Source organism: Pseudalkalibacillus berkeleyi (assembly GCF_021608225.1).
Classification (GTDB): Bacteria; Bacillota; Bacilli; order Bacillales; family Fictibacillaceae; genus Pseudalkalibacillus; species Pseudalkalibacillus berkeleyi.
In genome coordinates this window covers 1,856,671-1,880,895 of record NZ_JAKIJS010000001.1, presented here as the reverse complement: position 1 = coordinate 1,880,895, position 24,225 = coordinate 1,856,671, and the positions used below count along the sequence as shown (strand labels likewise).

Genomic DNA, 24,225 nt, shown 5'->3' with positions numbered 1-24,225 from the left:
TTAGCGGGGCGAAAAATATGGATTTACAAGGGAAGTTCGATTTAGGAGCGGAGGAGAAACGTTACATTAAAGGAACCATTCTCCATGTAATATATAAGAATAATGATACGTTTTATAGCGTACTGAAAGTGTCAACGAAGGATACAAATCTTGCTGAAGTAGAAAAGGAAATGATTATGGTAGGTACATTTCCGGTGTTGTCAGAAGAAGAAACATATATTTTCTGGGGAGATGTAAAGGATCATCCTAAATACGGAACCCAATTTGTCGTAGAGTTTTACCGTAAAGATTTACCTCGATCAGAAGAGGGTATGATTCAATATCTATCAAGTGATTTATTTAATGGGATTGGAAAGAAAACGGCTGAAAAGGTGATTCAAACATTAGGTGATGAGGCTTTTTCAAAAATCATCGAAGATCCCGATGTATTGAATCAAGTAAATGATCTAAGCGAAGAACGTGCGAAAACGATATATGAAACATTGATGGAGCATCAAGGACTTGAGCAATTACTCAGTACGTTACATCGATACGGCATTGGTCCCGCAATTTCAATGAAAATTTATCAAACGTACCAAGAGGAAGCGATCTCAATCATCCAATCAAATCCTTATCAGCTTATTTATGACATTGAGGGAGTCGGTTTTAAAAGGGCTGATGAAATCGGTCAAGCATTAGGTATTGAAGAATCCTCTTCTGAACGAGTACAAGCAGGCTTTCTGTATTGTTTGAAAGAGCTATCCAATCAATACGGTCACACATTTATCCCGGTAGATGACTTAATTCAAGAAACGAAATCGCTTCTCTTTACAAAACCTAACCATGATGATGTGGATTACTATTCCGAAATTGTTCATTTGCATGGTGAAGGAAAAATTTACATTGAAGAAGAAAATGCTTATTTACCTTCGCTTTACTTTGCGGAATTCGGTTTGATGAAAACAATTGAGCGACTGCTTAAACAAGATGAATATGACAGAATTGAACCATCAAATTTCTATAAAGCGCTCGGTTTGTTAGAAGAAAATCAGGGGATGGAATATGCTGAGGCCCAAAAGGATGCAATTTATAAAGCATTGATTTCACCTATGATGATCTTAACAGGAGGCCCAGGCACTGGTAAAACTACTGTTATTAAAGGCATTATTGACCTTTACTCAGAGATTCATGGATTATCAGTTGAACCGAAGGATTATGATGAGGAAGACTATCCATTCCTATTAGTTGCTCCAACTGGACGTGCTGCTAAACGAATGAGTGAATCCACAGGTTTGCCAGCTGTAACCATACATCGTTTATTAGGTTGGAAAGGTGGAAGTGGTTTTGAGTACGATGACGACAATCCGATTGCGGGTAGACTGTTAATCATTGATGAAATGTCCATGGTAGACCTTCGACTTGCCTATCGGTTGTTCGATGCGCTACCAGAAGATATCCAAGTCATTATGGTAGGAGATGAAGACCAGCTACCATCCGTAGGTCCTGGTCAAGTGTTAAAAGATTTTATTTCTTCAAATGTAATCCCAACTGTAAAGCTTGATCAGATTTATCGCCAAGCAAAAGATTCGTCTATCATTCAACTTGCCCATGAAATGAAGAAAGGGAGCTTACCAGCGGACATTCATGTACCTCAACCCGATCGCCGTTTCTTTCCATGTACACAAGACCAGGCAGCTAAAGCAATATTACAAGTATGCAAAAGTGCTCATGACAAAGGATATACTGCTAGAGATGTCCAAGTGCTCGCACCTATGTACAGGGGGAAAGCTGGTATAGATGAGTTAAACCGTGAATTGCAAGCCATGTTTAATCCTCCGAGCAACCAAAAGAGAGAGATAGACTTTTTCGATACGAAATATCGAGTCGGTGACAAAGTATTGCAACTCGTAAATGTACCGGAGGAGCAAATCTTTAATGGGGATATTGGTGAAATTGTAGCCATTATTCATGCAAAGGAAACAAAGGATAAGGTTGAACAAATCGTCATATCATTCGATGGAATTGAAGTAACGTTTAAGAAATCGGATTTAAATCAGATTACACATGCCTATTGCTGCTCGATACATAAATCGCAAGGTAGTGAGTTTCCAATTGTCGTACTTCCTATTGTAAGAGGATATTATCGAATGTTGAAGCGGAATTTAATCTATACTGCTGTGACAAGGAGCAAGGAATATTTAATTATTTGTGGAGAAAAAGATGCATTTGAAAGAGCCATTCAGCAAAATGATTCAGATTCTCGGAATTCTCTATTAAGTAAGAAGTTAAGAGAAAGAGTGGCGCACCCCAAGACAAGTGAAAACGTATAATTAACAATGAATTGGGACATCCTATTCCTAGCATTTCATAATCAATGAATGTAGTTGATTATTAATGAGGAGGAACAACCAATGAGATGTCCCAATTGCCAATGCAAAGATCTTGGTAAGATCGGGGTGGAACAATATTATTGCTGGGGATGTTTTATCGAACTGGCTGTTGTAGAAGGGAAGTTAGCACTCAATCAAGTTGAAGAAGATGGTAGCTTAACTTCGCTAGACGACCTTTTCGAGGATGACGATTTAAGTATCCCAATGTAAGAAGGTGATGAGGATGAATCGTGCATTTCTGACGATTGCAACAACATGTGCAAGTGCTTATTTAATTAAATCACTTTATGATAATGGCACAATATCGAACAAAAAGGTGAAACGGTTACGTAAACGTATTGCAAAAGCTATTTATTAAAGAAGAGCTGACGTTCAAAAGAATGTCGGTTCTTTTTGATTACAGTGGTCTTTAATTTACGCTGTTTTCGGATACATTGTTGTTCATGTGATAGGTTGTTGGAATACACTTCGCTTTCCACGGACGACCATCAAGCCTCACTTCCACAGGATGTGGTGACTTCGACGTTCACCACAGGACGTGGTGGTATTTAGTCGAAGATCCTTTTGTACTAGCTCTGCGGGGTCTCGATTTGGCCGCTGCTCCCGTAGGACAAGGAACACTTCGGCAGCGTAACATCGCACGAAGAAAATGCGAATTTCATTTTTGAGGAGTCTCGTGTATTTCAACAACTCATTCCGTGCGCAATGATTACTTAATAGCCACAATCCTTTAGAAATGAGCTTTAATTTAAGAGTATAGTGATACCGTTTATGTGCACGTTAAGAAGAAGGAAAAACATCGAATGAGCGGTGGAGACTATGAAGAAATGGTTTACAATTGAAGCACTCGTTCGTCTGGGCATGGTTTTGCTACTTTTGCTCTCTCTTTTTGTATTGATGAAGCTGGGTCCCTTTTGGCATCCCATTTGGGATATTGTGAAGTCTATTTTTGTCCCGTTTTTCATTGCAGTTTTCATTACGTACCTTTTACATCCGATTGTAGAATGGCTTCATGGTAAAGGACTACCGAGAGCGATTGCCATACTCATTATCTATTTGACATTCTTTGGTGGGACAGGTTTTCTAGTTTTCAAAAGCATTCCCTACCTCGTAACCCAGTTGAAAGATTTAAGTAATCAGCTTCCGGTGCTTTCAGATACGTATAAGATGTGGGTGAGGGAATTCTATGAGCGAACGGATCATCTTCCAGAAGCCGTTCATACTGAATTTGAACAAACACTTCATGCAACTGAACGATATTTAACCAAACTGATTGAAAGTGCATTAGGGCTAATCAAAACAATTTGGAGTAACCTCTTTTCTTTACTAGTTATACCTTTTCTCGTCTTTTATATGTTGAAAGATGTGGATTTAATTAATAAAATGTTTTATAACCTTACTCCTAAAAAGTGGCGAGAATCAGGAAAGAATCTTGTGAAAGATGTTGATCAGTCTCTTGGAAATTACATTCGGGGACAGTTAACGGTTGCGGTTGCATTAGCGATATTAGCTGTAGTTGCATTCTGGATCGCGGGTGTTCCCTATCCAGTTATTTTGGGCTTGATTATAGGGGTTACCGACTTTATTCCATATTTCGGACCCATCATTGGCGCGGTACCTGTTGCCCTGATTGCTGCAACAATTTCAGTGAAAAAATTAATCATCATATTGGGGATTTTGTTAGTGCTCCAATTTATTGAGGGAAATATTCTCGGACCTTTAATTGTAGGTAAGTCGTTGCATATTCATCCGATTATGATTATTTTCGCGCTATTAATTGGCGGAGAAATTGGTGGCGTGTTGGGCTTACTATTAGCCGTACCGATATTTGCTGTTGGAAAAGTCATTTTTCTTCATTCGAGGGATCATTATAGAAATATTGACAAGGCTAGAGGCTAAGTCTATAATTATCCAAAGTAAACGATGTATAAATTAACGTGATGATGGAACGAGTAAGTTGAAGCCCTTCCTAAAGAGAAGAACCTCCTTGGCTGAAAGAGGTTTTGGAAGAAGAGTAACTGAAGGCTATTCCGGAATGCAGGGGAAAACCTGCCGGCGCACACCGTTAATGTGCTCGAGGTGATGGATACATAAGAGTATTCGTAACCAGGGTGGTACCGCGTGATAACTCTCGTCCCTGTAGATATACAGGACGGGAGTTTTTTTGTATTTAGCTTTTTTTAACGATTATTGAAGCTCTGTATTTATTAAAGGAGGGAAAAACACAATGAAAACATTAACGTCAGCTCAAGTAAGGCAAATGTTTCTTGATTTTTTCAAAGAAAAAGGACATAGCGTAGAACCGAGTGCATCTTTAGTACCTCATGAAGATCCATCTTTACTTTGGATCAATAGTGGAGTTGCGACATTGAAAAAGTACTTTGATGGTCGTGTCGTTCCAGAGAATCCACGTATTGTAAATGCTCAGAAATCTATACGTACAAACGATATTGAAAACGTAGGAAAGACTGCACGTCATCACACATTCTTTGAAATGCTAGGAAATTTCTCGATTGGAGATTATTTTAAGAAGGAATCGATCCACTGGGCATGGGAATTTCTTACGAGTGAGGATTGGCTTGGAATAGATCCTGAAAAGTTAGCTGTTACCATTCACCCAGAGGATGATGAAGCACATGACATCTGGCATAACGAAATTGGTCTTCCAAAAGAGAAAATTATTCGACTTGAAGAGAACTTTTGGGATATTGGCGAAGGCCCGAGTGGTCCGAATACTGAAATATTCTATGACCGTGGAGAAAAATACGGAAATGATCCGAATGATCCTGAACTATTTCCTGGTGGGGAAAATGAACGTCATCTAGAAATTTGGAACTTGGTTTTCTCTCAATTCAACCATAATCCAGATGGAAGCTATACACCACTGCCTAAAAAGAACATTGATACGGGGATGGGGCTTGAACGTGTAATATGTGCGCTACAAGATGCGCCAACTAACTATGAGACAGATTTGTTCATGCCGATGATTGAAGCAACTGAAAAGCTTTCAGGTGTTAAGTACGGTACAAGTAAAGAACTAGACACAGCATTTAAGGTTGTTGCGGACCATATCCGTACCGTATCATTTGCTGTTGCTGATGGTGCATTACCTTCAAATGAAGGAAGAGGGTATGTACTGCGTCGCCTTGTAAGAAGAGCGATTCGATTTGCTAAGCAACTGGACATCAGTAAGCCGTTTATGTTTGAGCTCGTACCGGTTGTTGCCGATGTTATGAAAGACTTTTATCCAAATGTACAGGAAAACACTGACTTCATACAGAAAGTTGTAAAAAATGAAGAAGAGCGATTCCATGAAACGATCAATGATGGACTTGCAATCTTGTCAGAGATGATTAAGAAGGCAAAAGGGAAGGGTCAGTCAGAGCTTTCAGGTTCGGATGCTTTCAAACTTTATGATACGTATGGTTTTCCATATGAACTTACCGAGGAATATTTAGAAGAAGAAGGAATGACAGTCAACGTTGAACAATTCAAGGTTGAAATGGAAGCGCAGCGTGATCGCGCAAGGTCAGCACGTCAAGATTCAGGCTCTATGCAAGTACAGACGAGTGTACTAAGTGATATCGATGTTGATAGCACCTTCATTGGTTATGATCAATTGACAACTCCTACTAAGGTAAGCGTCATTGTAAAAGGTACTGAAACTGTACAAGAAGCAAATGAAGGTGAAGAGGTTCTCGTGGTCCTTGATCAAACACCATTTTACGCTGAAAGTGGAGGCCAAATTGCAGATAAAGGTACACTATCAAACGACCATGTCTTTGCTGTCGTAAAAGATGTACAAAAAGCGCCGAATGGTCAAAACCTCCATACTGTACTAGTCGAGCAAGGGACTTTGAAAGTTAAAGATGAACTTAAAGCTAATGTGAATGAAGCAAGCCGCGCAGGTATTATTAAGAACCATACGGCAACACATTTACTTCACCAAGCGCTAAAGGACGTTCTAGGTAAGCATGTAAACCAAGCAGGCTCTTTAGTAACACAAGACCGACTAAGATTCGACTTCTCACATTTCAATCAGGTTACTCCGGAAGAAATCGAAAAGATCGAGTCTATCGTCAATGAAAAGATTTGGAGCACAGTACCTGTAGAAAAAATGGTTAAGCCAATTGAAGAAGCAAAAGCAATGGGTGCGATGGCATTATTCGGTGAGAAATACGGTAGTGAAGTACGTGTCGTTCAAGTTGGGGACTATAGCTTGGAGCTCTGTGGAGGATGTCACGTTCAAAACACTGCTGAAATCGGTCTTTTCAAGATTCTTAGCGAGTCTGGAATCGGGGCAGGTACACGAAGAATTGAAGCCGTTACGAGCGAAGGAGCTTACCGCCACCTAACGGGTCAAGTAGGTGTATTAAAGGACACAGCTCAACTATTGAAATCAAATTTGAATGATGTACCTTCTAAAGTTGAACATATCCAGACACAAGTTCGTGATTTACAACGTGAAAATGAATCATTGAAAAGTAAGCTAGCAAATATTGAAGCTGGATCATTACTTGATGAAGTTGTAGATGTGACAGGTGTGAAAGTACTTGCAAAGAAAGTTTCTGCAAGTGATATGAACAACCTAAGGTCAATTGTAGATGATTTGAAGAACCAAATCGGCAGTGGTATCGTTGTCCTAGGGTCTGCGCAAGGTGAAAAAGTAAATATTGTAGCAGGAGTTACGAATGATTTAACGAAAGAGGGTTATCATGCAGGGAAACTTGTAAAGGAAGTCGCTTCTCGTTGTGGAGGCGGTGGCGGAGGACGTCCAGATATGGCTCAAGCAGGTGGAAAACAGCCTGAACAACTTGATGAAGCATTAAATTATGTTTACGAATTCGTCAAATCCATTTCCTAAACCTGTATCAGTAAGGTACAATGGAAGTAGATAAATCGGGGGCTTCCAAATATATTCCCTAAAGAGAGGTGTCAAGATGAGCTCATTTGACAAAACGGTAAAATTTAATTTTCACGATGATTCAATGGATACCAATGTCAAAAATGTGTTGTTGTCGGTGTATGATTCCTTACAAGAGAAAGGGTATAATCCCATTAATCAAATTGTGGGATACTTACTTTCTGGAGATCCAGCTTATATACCACGTCATAATGATGCGCGTAGTAAGATGCGGAAACTTGAACGTGATGAATTAATTGAAGAACTTGTTAAGTCTTATCTCGTCCAGCACCAAGAAAGTGAGAGATAAAATCAAACAATGAGAAAATTAGGTTTAGACGTGGGTACGAAGACAATAGGCATCGCGATGAGCGATGCCCTTGGTTGGACAGCACAAGGAATTGAAACGTACCGACGTAAGGGAAACATTGATGAGGATTTAGCTTACATTCAAGAGCTCGTTCAATTACACGATGTGGACAAAATCGTTGTCGGTTTTCCGAAGAATATGAATGGGACAATTGGTCCTAGTGGAGAAATGTGTCAAGAATTCGCCCGACAAATCGAGGATACATTAAATATATCTACGGTATTATGGGATGAGCGATTGACTACGGCTGCTGCTGAGAAAATGTTGATTGAAGCAGATGTGAGTCGGAAGAAACGAAAAGGTGTCATTGATAAAATGGCAGCCGTTTTAATCCTGCAAGGCTATTTAGACAGCCCAGCAGCAAACTAAAGAAGAAGGTGTTTTGACATGACTGAAGAAGAAAAAGAGCGGATCATCATTCCAGATGAAAATGGAGAAGAACATTTATTTGAGGTACTATTCACGTTCGATGTAGATGAGTCAGAAAAATCATATATGGTACTTGTACCAGCTGAAAGCTCTGAAGACGAAGAGGATGTAGAAGTATTTGCATTCCGATACGAGGAAAAAGGCGAAGAAGATGACGATATCGAACTATTCCCAATTGAAACAGATGCAGAATGGGATATGGTTGAAGAAATGCTAAACACATTCCAAGATTCTGAAGAAGAATAAAGTCAAGGGCTACAAATTAGTTCCTTATGAAGAACAAGATCAAGTAGAACGCGCTACTTGATCTTGTTTTTGTTTATTGTAGCTCTTCCTATATTTCCATTCCCCCTAAACAGTGAGTAGAGCCTCCCCTTTAATGTCGACGGTCACCTGAAAAATGGTTAATTATACTAAAAGTTGACTGTTTTTCTCACACCCATCTTTCGACAATCTATAAAAAAATTGCTGGAAATTAGCTGAATTATTCCTAAGATATAGTATAATAGGGAGGATGAGAGGGGGATGTTTGGTGCTTCAACCAAATCTTGATCAAGAAACCATTTTACGCCGCAACCATGAGGCAAAGGTTGTAAGGAGAGTTGTATTACTTGTCCTAGCGATCTTGATCTTTTCTATTATAGGACTCGGTATAGGTGGTTATGTATATATAAAAGGAGCGTTAGAGCCTGTTGATGCTTCGAGCAAAAAGCCAATAGAAGTAGAAATACCTATTGGAACGTCAACAAGTGAAATAGCCAACAAGCTTGAAGAAAAAGGGGTTATAAAAAGTGCGCTCGTTTTTAAATACTATGTTAAATACAAAAATGATAATGACTTTCAAGCGGGGAATTATGAACTAACAAAAGCGATGGAAATGAAAGACATTATTCTTTCATTAAAAGACGGTAAAGTTTACAAAGAACCAGAAATGACAGTCAGAATTGCTGAAGGACTAAGAATTCCACAAGTTGCTTCAAAAATAGCGGAGCAAACGGAATATACAGAAGATGAAGTCCTTAAAAAGATGCAAGATAAAAAGTATATTCAATCATTGGTAGAGAAATATCCGGTACTCGGTGATGAAATCTTAGATGAAAAAGTGATATGGCCATTAGAAGGGTATTTATTCCCAGCGACCTATGAATTTTTCAAAAAAGATCCATCTTTAGAATCAATCATAGAATCCATGGTAAGTAAGATGTCGACCGTGGTGACGAAGTATCAAGCCAATATTGAGGCTAGTGGATATACGACACATGAAATTCTAACGTTAGCATCCATTATTGAAGAAGAAGCGAAAGAAAAAGAAGACCGATTTAAGGTTTCTGGTGTATTTCATAACCGGTTAAATAAACCGATGAGATTACAATCCGATGTTACGGTCACCTATGCCCAACAACAGTCGAAAATTACAGTAACCTATAAAGATACAGAAACGAATTCACCTTATAATACGTATGTGCAAAAGGGTCTTCCAATTGGTCCAATATCATCTCCAGGTGACTCTGCTATTAATGCGGCAGTGAACCCGGAACCGAACCCTAATTATTATTTCTTTGCGCGTCCTAATGGAGAAGTTCTGTATGCGAAAACGTTAGATGAGCATAATGTTATTAAAGAAAAATACATTCAAGAATGGCGCGATTTGGCAAATAAAGATAAAGATTAAACCTGGGATTCCAGAGGGAATGAAGTAAGTTCGCATTCCCTCTTTTCTTATGTTAAAATAGACCGGGTCAAAAAGGAGGATTCCGTATGATTTCGGATGAAATGAAGCATTACCTAGAGGGACTTGTATCAGAACGCCCTAAGCATATTTTAGAGATGGAGCAACAAGCCGAAGAAGGACATGTACCTATCATGGACTTGATCGGTATGGAAGCTCTGTTACAAATCATACGTCTCCACAAGCCTAAAAGAATTTTGGAGATTGGTACTGCAATCGGATACTCTAGTATCCGGATGATACAAGCCTCTCCAGAAAGTAAGCTTGTTACTGTAGAGCGTGATCATGAACGATTCTCTCAAGCCATAGATAACATTTCAAAAGCAAACATGGATGAATCCATAAAAGTTCTTGAAGGGGATGCCCTTGAGCTCGTCGAAGAGATACAACATTCAGGACCTTACGATTTGATCTTTATTGATGCAGCGAAAGGTCAGTACAAGCGATTTTTCCAGCAGTTTGAACAAATGCTTGTTCCTGGTGGAGTGATTGTGAGTGATAATGTGCTTTTTAGAGGATACGTTGCGAAAGAGAATGAAGAAATTGATTCTCGACGTTTCCGCAAGCTTACAGAGAAGATTCGAAGTTATAATGAATTTCTATTAGAACAGCGCCATTTTACAACTAGCATATTACCTGTAGGTGACGGTATGGCTGTTAGCATATATGACAATGGCAAAGAACTTGGGCAAAAGGGGAAGAATGATGGCTAAAAAACCTGTAGTTATTGGTGTTGCCGGAGGCTCTGGCTCTGGAAAAACAACCGTTGCAAAAGAAATTTTCAGGAAGTTTGCCGATCAATCTATATTGATTATCGAGCAGGATGCCTATTATAAGGATCAATCAGAAAAATCAATGGAGGAAAGGCTAGATACGAATTATGACCATCCTCTTGCTTTCGATAACGATTTATTGATTGATCATATTATGAATCTGCGCAACTCAGAATCAATTGAAAAACCGGTCTATGACTATACAGCGCATACAAGAAGTGATAAAATAATTCCAATTGAACCAAAAGATGTTATTATTTTAGAAGGAATTTTAATCCTTGAGGACGAACGTTTACGTGAATTGATGGATATTAAACTTTTCGTTGATACAGATGCAGATCTAAGAATTATTAGACGTCTATTGCGTGATATCAATGATCGAGGACGCACAATTGACTCTGTTATTGAGCAATATACATCCGTCGTTCGCCCTATGCATAATCAATTTATTGAGCCGACAAAACGTTATGCAGATATTATCATTCCCGAAGGCGGGCAGAATCGAGTGGCCATAGACTTAATGGTAACCAAGATTCGAACCATTTTAGAAACCAAAGAAATATTGAACCCATAATGAGAATCCTTTTTAAATTTTAAGGGGTGGTATTCCCACCTCTGTTTTCAATATTCTTTAGCGCTCATTTTTTATGAAATTAACAATGGTTACGCTTACAGTTTTTAATAATACGTGTCTACGTATTATGCATATACTAGTCGGTAACGAGAAGGTTTTGGAGGAGTGATTAAGATGGCAGAAGAAAAGATTCATTATATGACAGAAGAAGGTAAAGTTAAGTTAGAAAAGGAATTAGAATTTTTAAAGACCGAAAAGCGTAAAGAAGTGGTTGAACGTATAAAAATTGCAAGAGGTTTTGGAGACCTTTCCGAGAACTCAGAATATGATGCTGCAAAAGACGAGCAAGCTTTCGTAGAAGCACGAATTGGACAATTAGAGAAAATGATTCGTAATGCAGAAATCATTGAAGAAAAGGATGAAAATCCACATGTTGTATCAATCGGGAAATCAGTTAAATTCGTAGAGCTTCCAGAAGGAGAAGAAGAATCCTATACAATCGTAGGGAGTGCAGAAGCAGATCCTTTTGAAGGTAAGATTTCCAATGACTCTCCAATGGCAAGAAGCTTACTTGGGAAAAAGATCGGTGATGAAGTATCCGTTCAAACGCCAGGTGGCGAAATGAACGTCCGTATTACGGAAGTAGGGTAAACTATAAGCGTTATTAGAGACTAACACCTAGGTGTTAGTCTCTTTTTTTAAACAATAATGGAGACGAGCGATTGGTTTATTATAATTGGTTTCGGGCGAAAATGATGGATGAGGTGTGCCATCATGAAATATTCGAAGAGACTTTATCAAATCGCGATTATTTTTATTTTGATCTTAGTTGTTCTTATAGGAAGGTTAGCTCAAATTCAATTGATTGAACCACTGTCATTCTCAAAACATCAAGTCAATCTAATTGAGGCAAGTGTGAACCAGAGAACGCATTCTGTTGCGTTAGATGATGGAAGAGGGAAGTTGAATGACAGGTTTGGAGAGCTTTTACATGAAATTCATGTGCCCGCAATCATTTTATTTCCTTTTCTATATGAAGAGAAAGAAAAGCTAACGAAGGTTGCTGAAATCCTACCTATTTCGAGCTATGAATTGGAAAGCCAACTTACGAACCAGTCCAAGCCACTTGTGTTAAGAGATAAGATTACTTCTGAAATGATCGATGAAGTGAATGATTTGAAAATCCAAGGTGCATATGGACAAATGTTAACTACTGATGGCGATCCTGAATTTGCCTTTCATTTTATTGGTGCGATTCGACAAAATCCTAACTTAGTGAAAAAAAGATATAAAGATCGTGTCGAAAAAGGATTGATTCATCCTCATTCGATGATGGGTGTGAGTGGACTTCAATATGCTTTTGACCCTTTTCTTATTTCAGAAGGAGAGTCTAAGCTGATTTACCACGTGCAGCAATCTGGAAGACCTTTATTTGGGTTAGATGTAAAGTACACAGCCCCAGCCAATCCATATTACCCTGTCCATTTACAAACGACCCTTGACCAACAGGCTCAAACCATACTTGAGGATGCATTCAATCAAGCCAATATAACAAAAGGAGGCGCGGTCTTACTTGATGTTGAAACGAGCGACATGCTAGGTATGATTAGTAGACCGCTACCACCCAAGAAAGATCCAGAAAAACCTGGTACAGAAAATGCGATGCTTTTACCACAAACGCCTGGTTCCATCTTCAAGATTGTAACAGCTGCTGCTGCAATCGAGAGAAATCATAATATTGAAGGCAGGAAGTTTAATTGTAGTCAAAACACTTATAATGATGGAGTTGAAGCTCGCGAGCTTGGCATCTTGTCATTTGAAGAAAGTTTTTACCAAAGCTGTAATTACACATTTGCAACCCTATTAAATGAGATGATGGAACAGGACGCTAAAGTATTAGATCAATACGGGGAAATGTTAGGCTTAACGAAACGGGTAGGATGGACCGACGATGTATTCCATCTTGAAGACTTTAGGCATTACCCAACAGAGCGCAAAAATACGCTTTGGGCGGATGAAACTGATAGACATGTATCTCGTGCTATTTCCCAAACTGCTATCGGACAGTTAAATGTACAATTGTCTCCGATCTCGGTTGCTAACATGATGGCAACAATCGCTAGAGGTGGTGAGCAGAAACAGGTCCGTGCAGCTCAATCTGTTCTATATAAAAATGGGAATACGCTCGTTGAATTTGAGGAAAAAGAAAGTCAGTCTGAACCATTGTCTCATTATACAATCAAAAAACTCCAATCATTGTTGACTGGAGTCGTTCAAAACCCAAAGGGGACAGGTTATCCGTCATTTCACAATTTGCCATGGGGTATTGCAGGAAAGTCTGGTACCGCAGAAAAAGGTGACAAAAGTGTTTATAACAAATGGTTCACAGGATATTTCCCTGCAAACAACCCCAAATATGCACTTGTTGTTGTAGATTTAGAAGCTGATTCGAGTTCTACCTCTACAAATAAAGTATTCGCGCAAATTGTTGAGCAACTTTATAGCCTTGAGCATCCAGATAGAGCATTGGGGAATTAAGATTTTGACTGGACGACTTTAACTTCATGATTCGGGAGCAATTGATTTTGTAAGTATTGTTCTTTATAAGGAGCAAGAATGAATTCAAAGAGTCTTTGTTCCGTTACACCAAGCACTTCAAGGGTCGAACCACCATGGAGACAAACATGCAGTGTTTCTGAATCCTTTTGATACCCAATCGTATGAAACGTTTTTAGGTTCCATTCTTCAGAATGAAATGTCGTAAATTGCATCTTGTACCCCTCCTTAGTAGTAATATTGGTGATAACTATCCCAAATTCCTGTTAGACGACAAAACTAGTTCCAATATTACAAATATTCACAATATTCATTATACAACTTTTAGGAGGACGGTACAAAAATTATCCCTTCTTCGAATCATTGTATAGTGGTAAAATAGTATAAGAATGGAGGGGAATCATGAAAGACTCATTTAATTCAAGGTATTCACGAACTCAAAAATCTAAGAAAAAAAATCTGATCCTTAATGCTCTGATTGGTGTCGTCTTCATTGGAATTTTGGCAGTCGGAGCATCAATGCTTTTAGGCGATGATGAAAAAGCATCAACTGAGCCTAAGAGCGAAGAGAATGGTACCACAACACCTGAACCAAAAGAAGAATCGGATGATTCCGCAGCTAAGAAAGATTCTTCATCTGAAAGCGATGAGAAGAATACGGAATCAACGAATAAAGATAAAGAGGATTCTGAAAGTGTAGAAATGTCCGAGGAAGATAAAGAAGAGCAGTCTGAAGACGAATCTAACGGAGAATATAAGAATCATACAGATGAATCAGCAGGTCCAGATGGCTCATGGGAACCTGTAGGTACTAAACAACAAGATGGTGAGCATACAAATAGCTTTGAAGAAGGCTCAATAGATTGGGAAGAAAAACAACGAGCGCTTCAATATGCAACTGGCTTATCTCCTGATGAAATTACGTATTGGTGGATCGGTAATGGTGGATCCTCAAGTACTGCAAAAGGAATAGTAAGTAAAGCAGAAAACAAGGCTGAGCCATTTGTCGTTATGCTTGAGTGGGTAGACGGACAAGGTTGGAAACCAACTTCAGTTGAACGTGTACCTGGAGCAGCAGACAATAATTGATAATAGAAAACAAGCTAAGCTACCCTCAACAAATGTTGCGAACGTTGAGGGTAGCTTTTTTGTGAGTGAGTTTAATGTTATTAACAAATATGTTGTGTGAATGATCAATACACTTCAATCTCACCACTTGATACGGATAGGTCAATTTGATATTTTCCTGTTCCATAAGTACCATTAATTTTTCTACTTCCGGTCGTCTGGCTTTTTAGAGGGAATTTACAATGTATATCTCCGCTGCTCACTTTCCCTTTTAACGTAAAACTAGCATCCTTCGGCAAATCGATATTTGCAGAACCCGAACTAACATCCATCTCAATATCTCCAACTAATTCATCCATTTGTACATCGAAATCTCCAGAAGATAAATCGGCTTTTAATGGACCTTTGTAATGCTCAATTCGTACGTCCCCTGAACTTAGATCAAAAGTGCCAGACTCTGTTTTCATGTTTCGGATGTTCACATCCCCAGAGGATCCATCATGCTTGAACTGTTTAGCTTCAATATTTTCTAGTGTTACATCACCAGAACCAATATCGACACTTAAGAATTTCAGTGACAGAGGTGAGTGCTTAGAGGGACCTACTAACTCTAAAGTACCGGAGCCATTATCTAAGGTGAGTTCCTGGTCGTAGTCAGTAGGAAGATAGATTGTCAACTCAGAACGATCAATAGAAAACCAGTTGAACCAGGCATCTCTATACTTAATCCGAACCTCACTTCCTTTTCGGTCTACCTCAAGTTCTCCCTTACCATCCAATTCTGCACGTATATCTTCCCGTTTCTCAGGGACAATGGACGTTTTAAGACTTGATACATCAATACTGACACGATCAACACGATCCATATCCGCTGATTGAATTTTCTCTCCATTTGATTTGGACATTGTCATTATGTTTGTTTCGTTTAAAATGAAATATCCACCTATTAATATGAGTAAAATAGCCAAAAGTGTTTTCATTTTTGCAGTCCCTTCCCTTATCAGTCATTCTTATTTCTTCCATCTTAATCCAGTTTACACGTAGGAACAATGCGCTCAAGCATTATTTTTTCATCAGACCTTAGTCTTAGAAACAATAATGGCTGACACACAATCGGTGCCAGCCATTAATGGTTTATCCTTTATACCGGAAGTGAACGACTGCAGAATATAGCCACTTCCCACTTGATGGGTCTATGTTTACTTGGTGTGAAACGTGATGGACCCGCAAGAGTAATGCCTTGTTTTGCTCAATTTTGTCTTGAATGATAGCTTCTAATTTAGCCATTTCTGTCGCCTCGTAAAATTCTACTTTATCTTCGATGAATTCTAGTTGTAATTCCAATTTGTAGTTACCTCCTAAATTCAATATGTGCGTATTCGGTTTCGCCCTATTGAGTGCTTGTTAAGGTCTCCCGTACCCTGAAAAACACCAACTCAGCATTTGAGTACCTAAGAAGGAGTCTCCCACACCTTCATTGATGCCTATTAATGAGTGCTCTGTAAGCGAATTTGATCTCCTCCGCACCCTCACGAGCAAATGCTCAGTGACCACATGTACCTACATGATATTTTACCATGACCTTGATCTAGATTGGTAGGTGCACAGGTTCACTGTCAACATTCTAAATTTATTGCCATAAAGTGTGTTATGTGGTATCTTGTAGCCATATTAAAATTAATTCATAGTATAATGATAGGAATAATATAGATTAGATTATAGGAGAGTGGACAATGTGGGAAGAGAGTTTATTGATCTCTTTGACGAATGGGCAGACTCTTACGATGAGACAGTTTCAGGAAAAGATAACGAATATCATGAAGTTTTTGAGAAATATGATGAAATTCTTGAAAGAGTCGCTAGCGAAGCATCAGGTACTGTTCTTGAATTTGGTGTTGGTACGGGAAATTTGACTAATGCACTAATTGAAAAAAAGCGTAATGTGATTGGGGTCGAGCCTTCCCCAGGCATGAGGAAAAAAACAAATGAACGTTTTCCGGATACGGAAGTACTCGATGGTGATTTTCTATCCTTTCCAGAAATAGATGTACCCATCAACACGATCGTTAGCACATATGCATTCCACCATTTAACAGATGAAGAAAAAGAGAAAGCAATCCATAATTATGGAAAGCTACTCGGTAACAATGGTAAAATTGTATTTGCGGACACCGTATATGAACATGAACAAGCTAAGAAAGAATTGCATGATCGGGTGAAGAAGCAAGGGTATCTAAATTTACTCCATGATCTTCAAACGGAATATTATACGACAATGGGTGTATTATCAGACATTTTCACTCAGAATGGGTTTGAGGTTCAATTTGAACGTTTGAACCGTTATGTTTGGTTAATGTCTGCCGTCAAAAAAGATACGTAAAGGAATGTGAATATGAAAATTGCCATCATCGGAGCTATGGATGAAGAAGTAATCCAAATGCAAGAATTAATAGAAGACTGCGAAACAAATACGATAGCAGGATGCACGTTCTATACAGGTCAATTATATGACCAAGAAGTTGTGTTGTTGAGATCGGGTATAGGAAAAGTAAATGCAGCAATTGCTACAACCTTGTTAAATCAATTGTACAAACCAGATTATGTGATCAATACTGGGTCTGCGGGTGGCTTTAATCCAGAACTAAATGTCGGAGATGTCGTCATTTCATCCGAAATCCGCCACCACGACGTTGATGTTACAGCATTTGGTTATGAGTACGGGCAAGTTCCTCAATTACCTGCATTTTATATGCCGGATGCATTATTGGTACAAATCGCAGAGGAAAGTGCCAAGGAAGTTACTGATATGAAGATTGTTAAAGGATTAATCGCCTCAGGTGATTCTTTTATGAACGATGCTGTTCGTGTGAAAGATATCCGCGGGAAATTTCCAGAGTTGCATGCTGCAGAAATGGAAGCTGCGGCAATTGCTCAAGTATGTCACCAATTCAATGTGCCGTTTGTCGTAATCCGATCATTATCTGATATTGCTGGCAAAGATGCACCGATGTCATTCGATCAATTCTTGAAAGTTGCAGCAAAGAATTCTGCTGAATTAATTTTAAAAATGGTAAAGGAGCTGAAGAAACATGGCTAAACAAATGAATGTAGAAAGTTTTAACTTAGATCACACAAAGGTACGTGCACCGTATGTACGTCTTGTAGGAATTACAAAAGGACAACACGGGGACGAAATCGCAAAGTATGATATCCGCTTCAAGCAACCGAATAAAGAACATATGGATATGGCTGGTCTTCACTCTATCGAGCATTTGTTGGCTGAAAATATCCGCAATCACCACGATCGTATCATTGATATTGGTCCTATGGGTTGTCAAACTGGCTTTTACCTTGCAGTTCTGAATCAAACGGACCATGATGAAATTCATGATGTGCTTGAAAAGACATTAAATGATGTTCTTGAAGCAGATGAAGTTCCTGCGTGTAATGAAGTGCAATGTGGATGGGCAGCCAACCACAGTCTAGAAGGTGCAAAGGTTATTGCCCGTGACATGCTTGCAAAACGTAGCGAATGGAAAGATGTTTTCGGCGAAGAATAAGTTTTCTTAATACATGGAAAGTGTAACTTTTCAACTAGGTAAAACCGAGGGATTCCAGTATAAGTGCAACTATGGCTCAGCCATCGACTTAGGCTTGGATTTGCCAAGTTTTCTTTAGAGAGGAACACACGTCAATGAGGTATTTCAAAAACGTACAGGAATTGATTGGTCATACACCGTTGGTAGAGATTGTAAATTTCAATCTTCCTAACGGTGTACGACTTTTTGCAAAACTTGAGTTCTACAATCCAGGTGGGAGCATTAAGGACCGACTTGGTAAAGAGCTTCTTGAAGAAGCCTTTACAAGTGGAAAGCTAAAACCTGGTGGGACTGTGATTGAACCAACAGCAGGAAACACAGGGATTGGGCTTGCACTTGCGGCTGTTAATAAAGATGTCCATGTCATATTTGTTGTACCTGAGAAGTTCAGCGAAGAGAAGCAGGAGTTAATGCGTGCGCTTGGTGCTGAAGTGATCAACACTGATACTGACAAAGGAATGCGCGGAGCAATCGAGAAAGCGAAAGAACTTGAGCAAACGATTGAAAATGCGTATTACCCAGCTCAATTTGCAAATCCTGCAAATCCGAACACGTATTATAAATCCCTGGCACCAGAAATTTATGATGCGCTTGACGGTAAGGTAGATATTTTCCTAGCAGGTGCAGGTACTGGTGGAACGTTCATGGGAACGGCTCGTTATTTGAAAGAGCAAAATCAAGAAATCAAGACGGTCATTGTTGAACCAGAAGGATCAATCCTAAATGGTGCAGAACCAGGCCCGCACAAAACAGAGGGTATTGGTATGGAGTTCTTACCAGCATATATGGACACTTCTTATTTTGATGCGATTCATACCGTTGATGATGTAGATGCATTTCAACGTGTAAAAGAGCTTGCTCAAAAAGAAGGACTACTCGTCGGAAGTTCCTCTGGTGCAGCCTTACATGCTGCTTTAATCGAAGCGGAAAAGGCAGAACCAGGTAGCCATATCGTAACGATCTTTGCAGACAGCAGTGAGCGCTACTTAAGTAAAAAGATCTATCAAGGAGGCATGTAAGATGAAGCCAAAGACTAAAATGATTCATGCTGGTATTGTTGGTGATGAGCAAACAGGTGCAGTTTCTACTCCAATCTATCAGGTGAGTACGTATAAACAAGAAAGCGTCGGCAATTTTAAAGGATATGAGTATTCACGGACTGGCAACCCGACTCGTCATGCTTTAGAAGAGTTAATCAAGGACTTGGAAGAAGGGGAAGCAGGATTTGCTTTCGGATCGGGTATGGCAGCGATCAACTCGATCATGATGATGTTCAACACTGGAGATCATGTTGTATTTACTGATGATGTGTACGGTGGAACATATCGCCTCGTCTCAAAAGTTTTGAACCGTCTAGGACTGGAGTCCACATTCGTTGATACGAGTAACTTGGAGAACATTGAAAATGCAATCCAAGACAATACACGTGCAATCTATGTAGAAACGCCTACGAATCCACTTTTGAAAGTTACTGATATTGATGGGGCTTCTAAAATCGCAAAAGCTAATGATGTGTTGTTGATTGTTGATAATACGTTCAACACGCCATATTGGCAAACACCAATAACACACGGTGCAGATATCGTGTTGCATAGTGCGACGAAATATATCGGTGGCCACAGTGATGTTGTAGCAGGGTTAGCCGTTGTGAATTCGAAGAAACTAGCTGAAGAGTTACACTTCATCCAAAACTCAGCAGGCGCTGTCCTCGGACCACAGGATTCTTGGTTATTGATCCGTGGTATTAAGACGCTTGGATTAAGAATGGAAGCGACGGAAAGTAATACGAAACAAATTGCAGAGTTCCTAGATGGGCATCCAGCTGTAACGAAAATTTACTATCCTGGACTTAAGTCTCACCCAGGTCACGAGCTTTCTAAGCGTCAAGCAGGTGGGTTTGGCGGAATGATCTCTTTCGATGTAGGGAGTGAAGAGCGAGCGGATCAAGTATTAAGTAAAGTCCGTTACTTCACTTTGGCTGAAAGTTTAGGTGCAGTTGAAAGTTTAATCTCAGCTCCTGCACGTATGACACACGCATCGATCCCAAAGGACCGTCGTGACGAACTCGGCATCACAGACGGCTTACTACGAATCTCAGTAGGAATTGAAGATGCAGAGGACTTGATCGAAGACTTGAAACAAGCATTAGAGGGATAATATCTTAAAAAAAGAGCATGGGCAACCGTGCTCTTTTTTGTTGGTTGAATTGTCTTTGAAAAGAAGAAAACAGAATATCCCAGATGTAGTACAGAGAATATCTTTTACTATTAGAGTCTTCCATATGTTACATTGGTAACTTGAGGAATTTTCTGAATTTCCCATATTTCTTACAAAAATCATGTTAGGATAGGTTTAGTAAGGGGTGGGGAAATTGTCTAAGGAAATGGTACGAAACATCAAAGATAAGATTGCTGACTTCAAACGGTTTAGCTTTGTACTACTATCATTGAGTGCTTTTCTTTATATTGGCAGTATCGTCCCTTTTGAAGGAAAAGAGACAGCTGACCAACTTATATTATTAAGTGCAAGCTATACATCAATCGGAGTAGCTTTAGTCTTTTATCGGAAAATATCGGTATGGAAGAAGAAACTAAATACAAATCAATAGATTATTAAAGGAAGGGCAAAGGTCCTTTCTTTTTTTGTTGCATGCAGGAGTCTCTGTTTACATAGCAAAATATATACGTACGACAAAGTGGACAAGGAGAAACGACTCTATGCAATTCTCTCAGTACTTATTTTATAAAGATCTGCCGTTCAAAACGACAATTCGAAACTATACGAATAATGACTTTGACCAGTTGATCGCCATACAAAAAGAATGCTTCCCCCCCCCATTTCCTTCTGATTTATGGTGGACAAAGGACCAGTTAGCCTCTCATCTTCGTCATTTTCCAAAGGGAGCAATTTGTGCTGAAGTGGATGGAATTCTTGCTGGTTCGATTACAACACTCATCGTCGATTACAATGGTGAAGATCACACTTGGAATGAGATCACTGACAATGGATCAATCGGAACACATCAAACCTTCGGCAATGTACTTTATGTAGTAGATATTAGTGTTCGTCCTAAATTTAGGGGAACAGGGGTGGGTAGACTTTTGATGCAATCGCTGTTTCATTTAGTTGTTGAATTGAAATTAGAAGCAGTATTAGGTGGGTCGCGTATGCCAGGATACGAGAAGGTGAAAGATCACATGACGCCAGAAAAGTACTTGGCAGAAATCATCACTGGATCATATAAGGACCCTGTTGTTTCGTTTCTAATGAAAACAGGGCGCACTCCAGTCAAACTGCTACCAAATTATTTAGATGATCCTGAATCAGCAAATTATGGTGTATTAATGGAATGGAAAAACCCATTTTTAGAAAAAAGTCAATAATTTTAATATTTGGGGTTTACATATATAATGTGTATGGGTATAATTCACTTTGCAGGATAAAATTACTAAAGGAGGTCGAATGAAATGATGATCAACCAAAAATGGTATGCAGCTAAACAAATACAATTTAACAAAAGTAGTTCGACCAGTGAAACGAACGATTTTTAAACATTGAATCTTGTTAAAATCGCCACAGGTCAACAACTGCCTGTGGTTTTTATATGCCTTTTAGACGGTTCATTCTGTCTAATTGTCTATTATGCGCCACAGGGAGTGATCCTTGTGGCGTTTTTATATATAAAAACGAAAGGAGGATTATGCATGTGGAAAGAAAATCAAGAAAGACCGTATTTGGCTCAAGTGGGGTATAACCCTGAATAGCTCAATCATAGAAAGGAGGGATCCACTATGATGCCGATGCATTTATTTGTCTTAACCATAGTACAAAAAGTATTAAAAACTGAAACAACATTTGAAGACATCAACAAACGTCAACAAGTTGAAAAGCTTTACAATCGAAACCGTGACAAAGCCATTCAATACATGATCAACATGTAGAAAATATAAAGGAGGATGAAGAAAATGATAAGAGGAAAAGTGTTTCTTGATTGGATGATAACGGAGAAAGATACGACCTGAAAGGAAAATGAAAAGAGAAGGAGTGATTCAATATGATGCCATTTCAATTGTTTATTTTGGCGATTATGAAACGAGTGCGGAAAGTCGACCCAAGTACACTGGAACACCAAACACGTGTACAGTCCATGATGGATGAAGCCCATAACAAATCCGCAAACTTTATGAATATGATGTAATCTATGAAGCAAGCGGGGGACGCCACCGCTTGCTTTTTTTCATTTTATTTAATTTCTGCAAAAGGTAAATATTTTAATTGTCAGAAAAAAGTTACTGTGCTAAGATTAATTCAACTCCTTCAATGCAAATGTTTGCATCAATTTTTGTTGAAATTTTAAAAATGTTGCTTAATTAAAACCTACATATTATAAGTGCTTTACTAATATTTATCATCATTGTAAGCGACTCATACAATTTCAGAAGAGTGTTTTCTGAAATTATTTTATTGAAATTAATGCAAACGTTTTCATTAACGAGTGGTTGGAGTATTAAAACATATTAAATAGGGAGGTTTCATTCGTGAAAGCAAAAAAGATTGGTCTATTACTTCTTTCATTTGGTTTATTAATTAGTGTAGCTTTAGTTGGCTGTTCCTCATCCGAAGGCGATGATTCAAACAAGGACAAGGTAACAGTGGATATTTTTCAATTCAAGGTAGAATTCAAAAAACAATTTGAAGAAGTAGTTAAAGCTTATGAAAAAGAAAATAAAGACGTAAACATCAACATCACTACGGTCGGTGGCGGTGAGGATTACGGTGCTGCGCTTAAATCAAAATTTGCATCTGGTAACGAGCCAACTATTTACAACGTTGGTGGACCACAAGATGTTAAAGATTGGGCAGACAAGCTTGCAGATCTTTCTGATACAAAAGCAGCAGAACTTGCTCTAAAAGGAACGCTCGAAGGGGTAACAAAAGACGATAAAGTATTAGGATTACCTTACAACCAAGAAGGTTACGGATTCATTTATAACAAAAATGTATTAAAAGAAGCAGGAATTGATCCAGCAAGTATTACTAGCTATGCAGCATTAGAAGGTGCAGTTCAAACTTTAGATAAAAAGAAAGACGATTTGGGCCTTAAAGCAGTATTTGCACTCCCAGCAAAGGAAACATGGGTGACTGGACTACACCTCTCTAACGTATTCTTAGCTCCAGAATTTGATCAAAATGTATTAAATGCATTTGATTCTAACAAAGTTGAATTCACTCATAGTGATGCATTTAAAAAAGTACTAGATTTACAAAACGAGTATTCTGCTCAACCTACTGTGAACCTTGACTATTCTCAACAAGTAGAAGAATTATTCTCTACTGGTAAAGTAGCGATGATTCAGCAAGGTAACTGGGCATATGGCTCAATTGCGGGAATTGATGAAGAGTTAGCAAACTCAGGTATTGGTATGCTTCCTATCCCAGTTGAAGGTTATAAAGAAGATTCTATGCCAGTTGGAGTTCCGATGTACTGGGCTGTAAACAGCAACAAGGATGCTAAAGAAATTGAAGCAGCAAAAGCGTTCTTAGATTGGTTATATACTTCTGAAACTGGTAAAACAACTGTATTAGAAGACTTCAAATTCATCCCTGCATATGAGGGTTACGACACATCCAAAATTTCGGATCCCTTAGCAAAAGATATTTATGAGTACGCTCAGAATGGTAAAACCTTATCGTGGACATTCATGGGCTATCCGACCGGATGGGGCCAACAAGAGCTAGGTATAAACATTCAAAAATATTTAAGTGACAAAATGAGCTGGAAAGAGTTAGTTAGCGAATCTCAAGAAGCTTGGGAAAAAGCTAGAAAATAATGATAGACAAATGGGGAACAAAGT

Annotated in this window: 27 protein-coding genes and 1 other annotated feature; of the genes, 24 read left to right on the top strand and 3 right to left on the bottom strand. The window is 38.9% G+C overall.

The window, feature by feature from the left end; all coding sequences use genetic code 11:
- Positions 1-17: 17 nt before the first annotated feature.
- From recD2 to L2716_RS09900, 13 genes are all read left to right on the top strand, one after another.
- Positions 18-2,309: an SF1B family DNA helicase RecD2 gene (recD2, locus tag L2716_RS09955; protein WP_236334149.1), complete on the top strand. Its 2,292-nt coding sequence runs from the start codon at positions 18-20 to the stop codon at positions 2,307-2,309.
- An 81-nt stretch (positions 2,310-2,390) separates the two neighbouring features.
- The gene (locus tag L2716_RS09950) at positions 2,391-2,579 is read left to right on the top strand and encodes a hypothetical protein (protein ID WP_236334147.1); all 189 of its coding nucleotides are present in this window, start codon (positions 2,391-2,393) and stop codon (positions 2,577-2,579) included.
- A gap of 13 nt (positions 2,580-2,592) precedes the next feature.
- The gene (locus tag L2716_RS18315) at positions 2,593-2,727 is read left to right on the top strand and encodes a hypothetical protein (RefSeq protein ID WP_268963972.1); all 135 of its coding nucleotides are present in this window, start codon (positions 2,593-2,595) and stop codon (positions 2,725-2,727) included.
- 461 nt (positions 2,728-3,188) lie between these two features.
- Positions 3,189-4,268 carry an AI-2E family transporter gene (locus tag L2716_RS09945; RefSeq protein ID WP_236334146.1) on the top strand — a complete coding sequence of 360 codons (1,080 nt, stop codon included), beginning with the start codon at positions 3,189-3,191 and terminating at the stop codon, positions 4,266-4,268.
- A gap of 32 nt (positions 4,269-4,300) precedes the next feature.
- Positions 4,301-4,511, top strand: a binding site (T-box leader).
- An 85-nt stretch (positions 4,512-4,596) separates the two neighbouring features.
- The gene (alaS, locus tag L2716_RS09940; protein ID WP_236334144.1) at positions 4,597-7,233 is read left to right on the top strand and encodes an alanine--tRNA ligase; all 2,637 of its coding nucleotides are present in this window, start codon (positions 4,597-4,599) and stop codon (positions 7,231-7,233) included.
- Positions 7,234-7,309: 76 nt separating this feature from the next.
- Positions 7,310-7,582, top strand: a complete 273-nt coding sequence (locus L2716_RS09935; RefSeq protein WP_236334142.1) for an IreB family regulatory phosphoprotein — start codon at positions 7,310-7,312, stop codon at positions 7,580-7,582.
- 9 nt (positions 7,583-7,591) lie between these two features.
- Positions 7,592-8,011, top strand: a complete 420-nt coding sequence (gene ruvX / locus L2716_RS09930) for a Holliday junction resolvase RuvX (RefSeq protein ID WP_236334140.1) — start codon at positions 7,592-7,594, stop codon at positions 8,009-8,011.
- 18 nt (positions 8,012-8,029) lie between these two features.
- Positions 8,030-8,317, top strand: a complete 288-nt coding sequence (locus L2716_RS09925; RefSeq protein WP_236334138.1) for a DUF1292 domain-containing protein — start codon at positions 8,030-8,032, stop codon at positions 8,315-8,317.
- 286 nt (positions 8,318-8,603) lie between these two features.
- Positions 8,604-9,743, top strand: a complete 1,140-nt coding sequence (mltG, locus tag L2716_RS09920) for an endolytic transglycosylase MltG (RefSeq protein WP_236334136.1) — start codon at positions 8,604-8,606, stop codon at positions 9,741-9,743.
- A gap of 89 nt (positions 9,744-9,832) precedes the next feature.
- Positions 9,833-10,513, top strand: coding sequence for an O-methyltransferase (locus tag L2716_RS09915; protein WP_408005322.1), 681 nt, complete (start codon positions 9,833-9,835; stop codon positions 10,511-10,513).
- Positions 10,506-11,147: a uridine kinase gene (gene udk, locus L2716_RS09910; protein WP_236334132.1), complete on the top strand. Its 642-nt coding sequence runs from the start codon at positions 10,506-10,508 to the stop codon at positions 11,145-11,147. Before L2716_RS09915 ends, udk begins: the two co-directional genes overlap by 8 nt.
- Before the next feature lie 174 nt (positions 11,148-11,321).
- On the top strand, positions 11,322-11,798 hold the full coding sequence (gene greA / locus L2716_RS09905; RefSeq protein ID WP_236334130.1) for a transcription elongation factor GreA: 477 nt from the start codon (positions 11,322-11,324) through the stop codon (positions 11,796-11,798).
- 123 nt (positions 11,799-11,921) lie between these two features.
- Complete coding sequence (locus L2716_RS09900) at positions 11,922-13,685, top strand: penicillin-binding transpeptidase domain-containing protein (RefSeq protein WP_236334129.1); 1,764 nt, start codon at positions 11,922-11,924, stop codon at positions 13,683-13,685.
- Here L2716_RS09900 and L2716_RS09895 read toward each other — a convergent pair.
- Positions 13,682-13,918 carry a KTSC domain-containing protein gene (locus L2716_RS09895; RefSeq protein WP_236334127.1) on the bottom strand — a complete coding sequence of 79 codons (237 nt, stop codon included), beginning with the start codon at positions 13,916-13,918 and terminating at the stop codon, positions 13,682-13,684. The two genes, L2716_RS09900 and L2716_RS09895, sit on opposite strands and share 4 nt — an antisense overlap.
- Positions 13,919-14,105: 187 nt before the next feature.
- Here L2716_RS09895 and L2716_RS09890 point away from each other — a divergent pair, with 187 nt between their 5' ends.
- Entirely contained in the window at positions 14,106-14,792 is a 687-nt protein-coding gene (locus tag L2716_RS09890; RefSeq protein WP_236334126.1) for a DUF1510 family protein, read from the top strand.
- Between the two features lie 104 nt (positions 14,793-14,896).
- Here L2716_RS09890 and liaG read toward each other — a convergent pair whose 3' ends face one another.
- A complete protein-coding gene (gene liaG / locus L2716_RS09885; RefSeq protein ID WP_236334124.1) occupies positions 14,897-15,751 on the bottom strand; it encodes a LiaG family protein in 855 nt (284 codons plus the stop codon).
- 154 nt (positions 15,752-15,905) lie between these two features.
- Complete coding sequence (locus tag L2716_RS09880) at positions 15,906-16,115, bottom strand: DUF2536 family protein (RefSeq protein ID WP_268963970.1); 210 nt, start codon at positions 16,113-16,115, stop codon at positions 15,906-15,908.
- Between the two features lie 391 nt (positions 16,116-16,506).
- On the opposite strand from L2716_RS09880, the gene L2716_RS09875 reads away from it, so the two are divergent.
- The 10 genes from L2716_RS09875 (at position 16,507) to L2716_RS09830 (ending at position 24,201) form a co-directional block, all read left to right on the top strand.
- Positions 16,507-17,151, top strand: a complete 645-nt coding sequence (locus L2716_RS09875; RefSeq protein ID WP_236334122.1) for a class I SAM-dependent DNA methyltransferase — start codon at positions 16,507-16,509, stop codon at positions 17,149-17,151.
- A 12-nt stretch (positions 17,152-17,163) separates the two neighbouring features.
- Positions 17,164-17,868 (top strand): 5'-methylthioadenosine/S-adenosylhomocysteine nucleosidase, encoded by a 705-nt coding sequence (mtnN, locus tag L2716_RS09870; protein ID WP_236334120.1) that lies wholly within the window; start codon positions 17,164-17,166, stop codon positions 17,866-17,868.
- Positions 17,861-18,331: an S-ribosylhomocysteine lyase gene (locus L2716_RS09865; RefSeq protein WP_236334119.1), complete on the top strand. Its 471-nt coding sequence runs from the start codon at positions 17,861-17,863 to the stop codon at positions 18,329-18,331. The genes mtnN and L2716_RS09865 overlap by 8 nt, the downstream gene beginning before the upstream one ends.
- A gap of 134 nt (positions 18,332-18,465) precedes the next feature.
- On the top strand, positions 18,466-19,389 hold the full coding sequence (locus tag L2716_RS09860) for a PLP-dependent cysteine synthase family protein (RefSeq protein ID WP_236334117.1): 924 nt from the start codon (positions 18,466-18,468) through the stop codon (positions 19,387-19,389).
- Position 19,390: 1 nt separating this feature from the next.
- Positions 19,391-20,527: a bifunctional cystathionine gamma-lyase/homocysteine desulfhydrase gene (locus L2716_RS09855; RefSeq protein ID WP_236334115.1), complete on the top strand. Its 1,137-nt coding sequence runs from the start codon at positions 19,391-19,393 to the stop codon at positions 20,525-20,527.
- Positions 20,528-20,741: 214 nt separating this feature from the next.
- Complete coding sequence (locus L2716_RS09850; protein WP_236334114.1) at positions 20,742-20,978, top strand: YrhC family protein; 237 nt, start codon at positions 20,742-20,744, stop codon at positions 20,976-20,978.
- Between the two features lie 109 nt (positions 20,979-21,087).
- Positions 21,088-21,753 carry a GNAT family N-acetyltransferase gene (locus L2716_RS09845; RefSeq protein ID WP_236334112.1) on the top strand — a complete coding sequence of 222 codons (666 nt, stop codon included), beginning with the start codon at positions 21,088-21,090 and terminating at the stop codon, positions 21,751-21,753.
- Between the two features lie 408 nt (positions 21,754-22,161).
- Complete coding sequence (locus tag L2716_RS09840; RefSeq protein WP_236334110.1) at positions 22,162-22,311, top strand: YrzI family small protein; 150 nt, start codon at positions 22,162-22,164, stop codon at positions 22,309-22,311.
- Between the two features lie 113 nt (positions 22,312-22,424).
- Positions 22,425-22,568: a hypothetical protein gene (locus L2716_RS09835; RefSeq protein ID WP_236334108.1), complete on the top strand. Its 144-nt coding sequence runs from the start codon at positions 22,425-22,427 to the stop codon at positions 22,566-22,568.
- Positions 22,569-22,908: 340 nt separating this feature from the next.
- Complete coding sequence (locus L2716_RS09830; protein WP_236334107.1) at positions 22,909-24,201, top strand: ABC transporter substrate-binding protein; 1,293 nt, start codon at positions 22,909-22,911, stop codon at positions 24,199-24,201.
- Positions 24,202-24,225: the final 24 nt, after the last annotated feature.

Excerpts from the sequence above, each read along its gene's own strand:
- recD2 (WP_236334149.1), top strand. The coding sequence starts at position 18 with ATGGATTTACAAGGGAAGTTCGATTTAGGAGCGGAGGAGAAACGTTAC.
- L2716_RS09950 (WP_236334147.1), top strand. The coding sequence starts at position 2,391 with ATGAGATGTCCCAATTGCCAATGCAAAGATCTTGGTAAGATCGGGGTG.
- L2716_RS18315 (WP_268963972.1), top strand. The coding sequence starts at position 2,593 with ATGAATCGTGCATTTCTGACGATTGCAACAACATGTGCAAGTGCTTAT.
- L2716_RS09945 (WP_236334146.1), top strand. The coding sequence starts at position 3,189 with ATGAAGAAATGGTTTACAATTGAAGCACTCGTTCGTCTGGGCATGGTT.
- alaS (WP_236334144.1), top strand. The coding sequence starts at position 4,597 with ATGAAAACATTAACGTCAGCTCAAGTAAGGCAAATGTTTCTTGATTTT.
- L2716_RS09935 (WP_236334142.1), top strand. The coding sequence starts at position 7,310 with ATGAGCTCATTTGACAAAACGGTAAAATTTAATTTTCACGATGATTCA.
- ruvX (WP_236334140.1), top strand. The coding sequence starts at position 7,592 with ATGAGAAAATTAGGTTTAGACGTGGGTACGAAGACAATAGGCATCGCG.
- L2716_RS09925 (WP_236334138.1), top strand. The coding sequence starts at position 8,030 with ATGACTGAAGAAGAAAAAGAGCGGATCATCATTCCAGATGAAAATGGA.
- udk (WP_236334132.1), top strand. The coding sequence starts at position 10,506 with ATGGCTAAAAAACCTGTAGTTATTGGTGTTGCCGGAGGCTCTGGCTCT.
- greA (WP_236334130.1), top strand. The coding sequence starts at position 11,322 with ATGGCAGAAGAAAAGATTCATTATATGACAGAAGAAGGTAAAGTTAAG.
- L2716_RS09900 (WP_236334129.1), top strand. The coding sequence starts at position 11,922 with ATGAAATATTCGAAGAGACTTTATCAAATCGCGATTATTTTTATTTTG.
- L2716_RS09895 (WP_236334127.1), bottom strand. The coding sequence starts at position 13,918 with ATGCAATTTACGACATTTCATTCTGAAGAATGGAACCTAAAAACGTTT.
- L2716_RS09890 (WP_236334126.1), top strand. The coding sequence starts at position 14,106 with ATGAAAGACTCATTTAATTCAAGGTATTCACGAACTCAAAAATCTAAG.
- liaG (WP_236334124.1), bottom strand. The coding sequence starts at position 15,751 with ATGAAAACACTTTTGGCTATTTTACTCATATTAATAGGTGGATATTTC.
- mtnN (WP_236334120.1), top strand. The coding sequence starts at position 17,164 with ATGAAAATTGCCATCATCGGAGCTATGGATGAAGAAGTAATCCAAATG.
- L2716_RS09865 (WP_236334119.1), top strand. The coding sequence starts at position 17,861 with ATGGCTAAACAAATGAATGTAGAAAGTTTTAACTTAGATCACACAAAG.
- L2716_RS09860 (WP_236334117.1), top strand. The coding sequence starts at position 18,466 with ATGAGGTATTTCAAAAACGTACAGGAATTGATTGGTCATACACCGTTG.
- L2716_RS09855 (WP_236334115.1), top strand. The coding sequence starts at position 19,391 with ATGAAGCCAAAGACTAAAATGATTCATGCTGGTATTGTTGGTGATGAG.
- L2716_RS09845 (WP_236334112.1), top strand. The coding sequence starts at position 21,088 with ATGCAATTCTCTCAGTACTTATTTTATAAAGATCTGCCGTTCAAAACG.
- L2716_RS09840 (WP_236334110.1), top strand. The coding sequence starts at position 22,162 with ATGATGCCGATGCATTTATTTGTCTTAACCATAGTACAAAAAGTATTA.
- L2716_RS09835 (WP_236334108.1), top strand. The coding sequence starts at position 22,425 with ATGATGCCATTTCAATTGTTTATTTTGGCGATTATGAAACGAGTGCGG.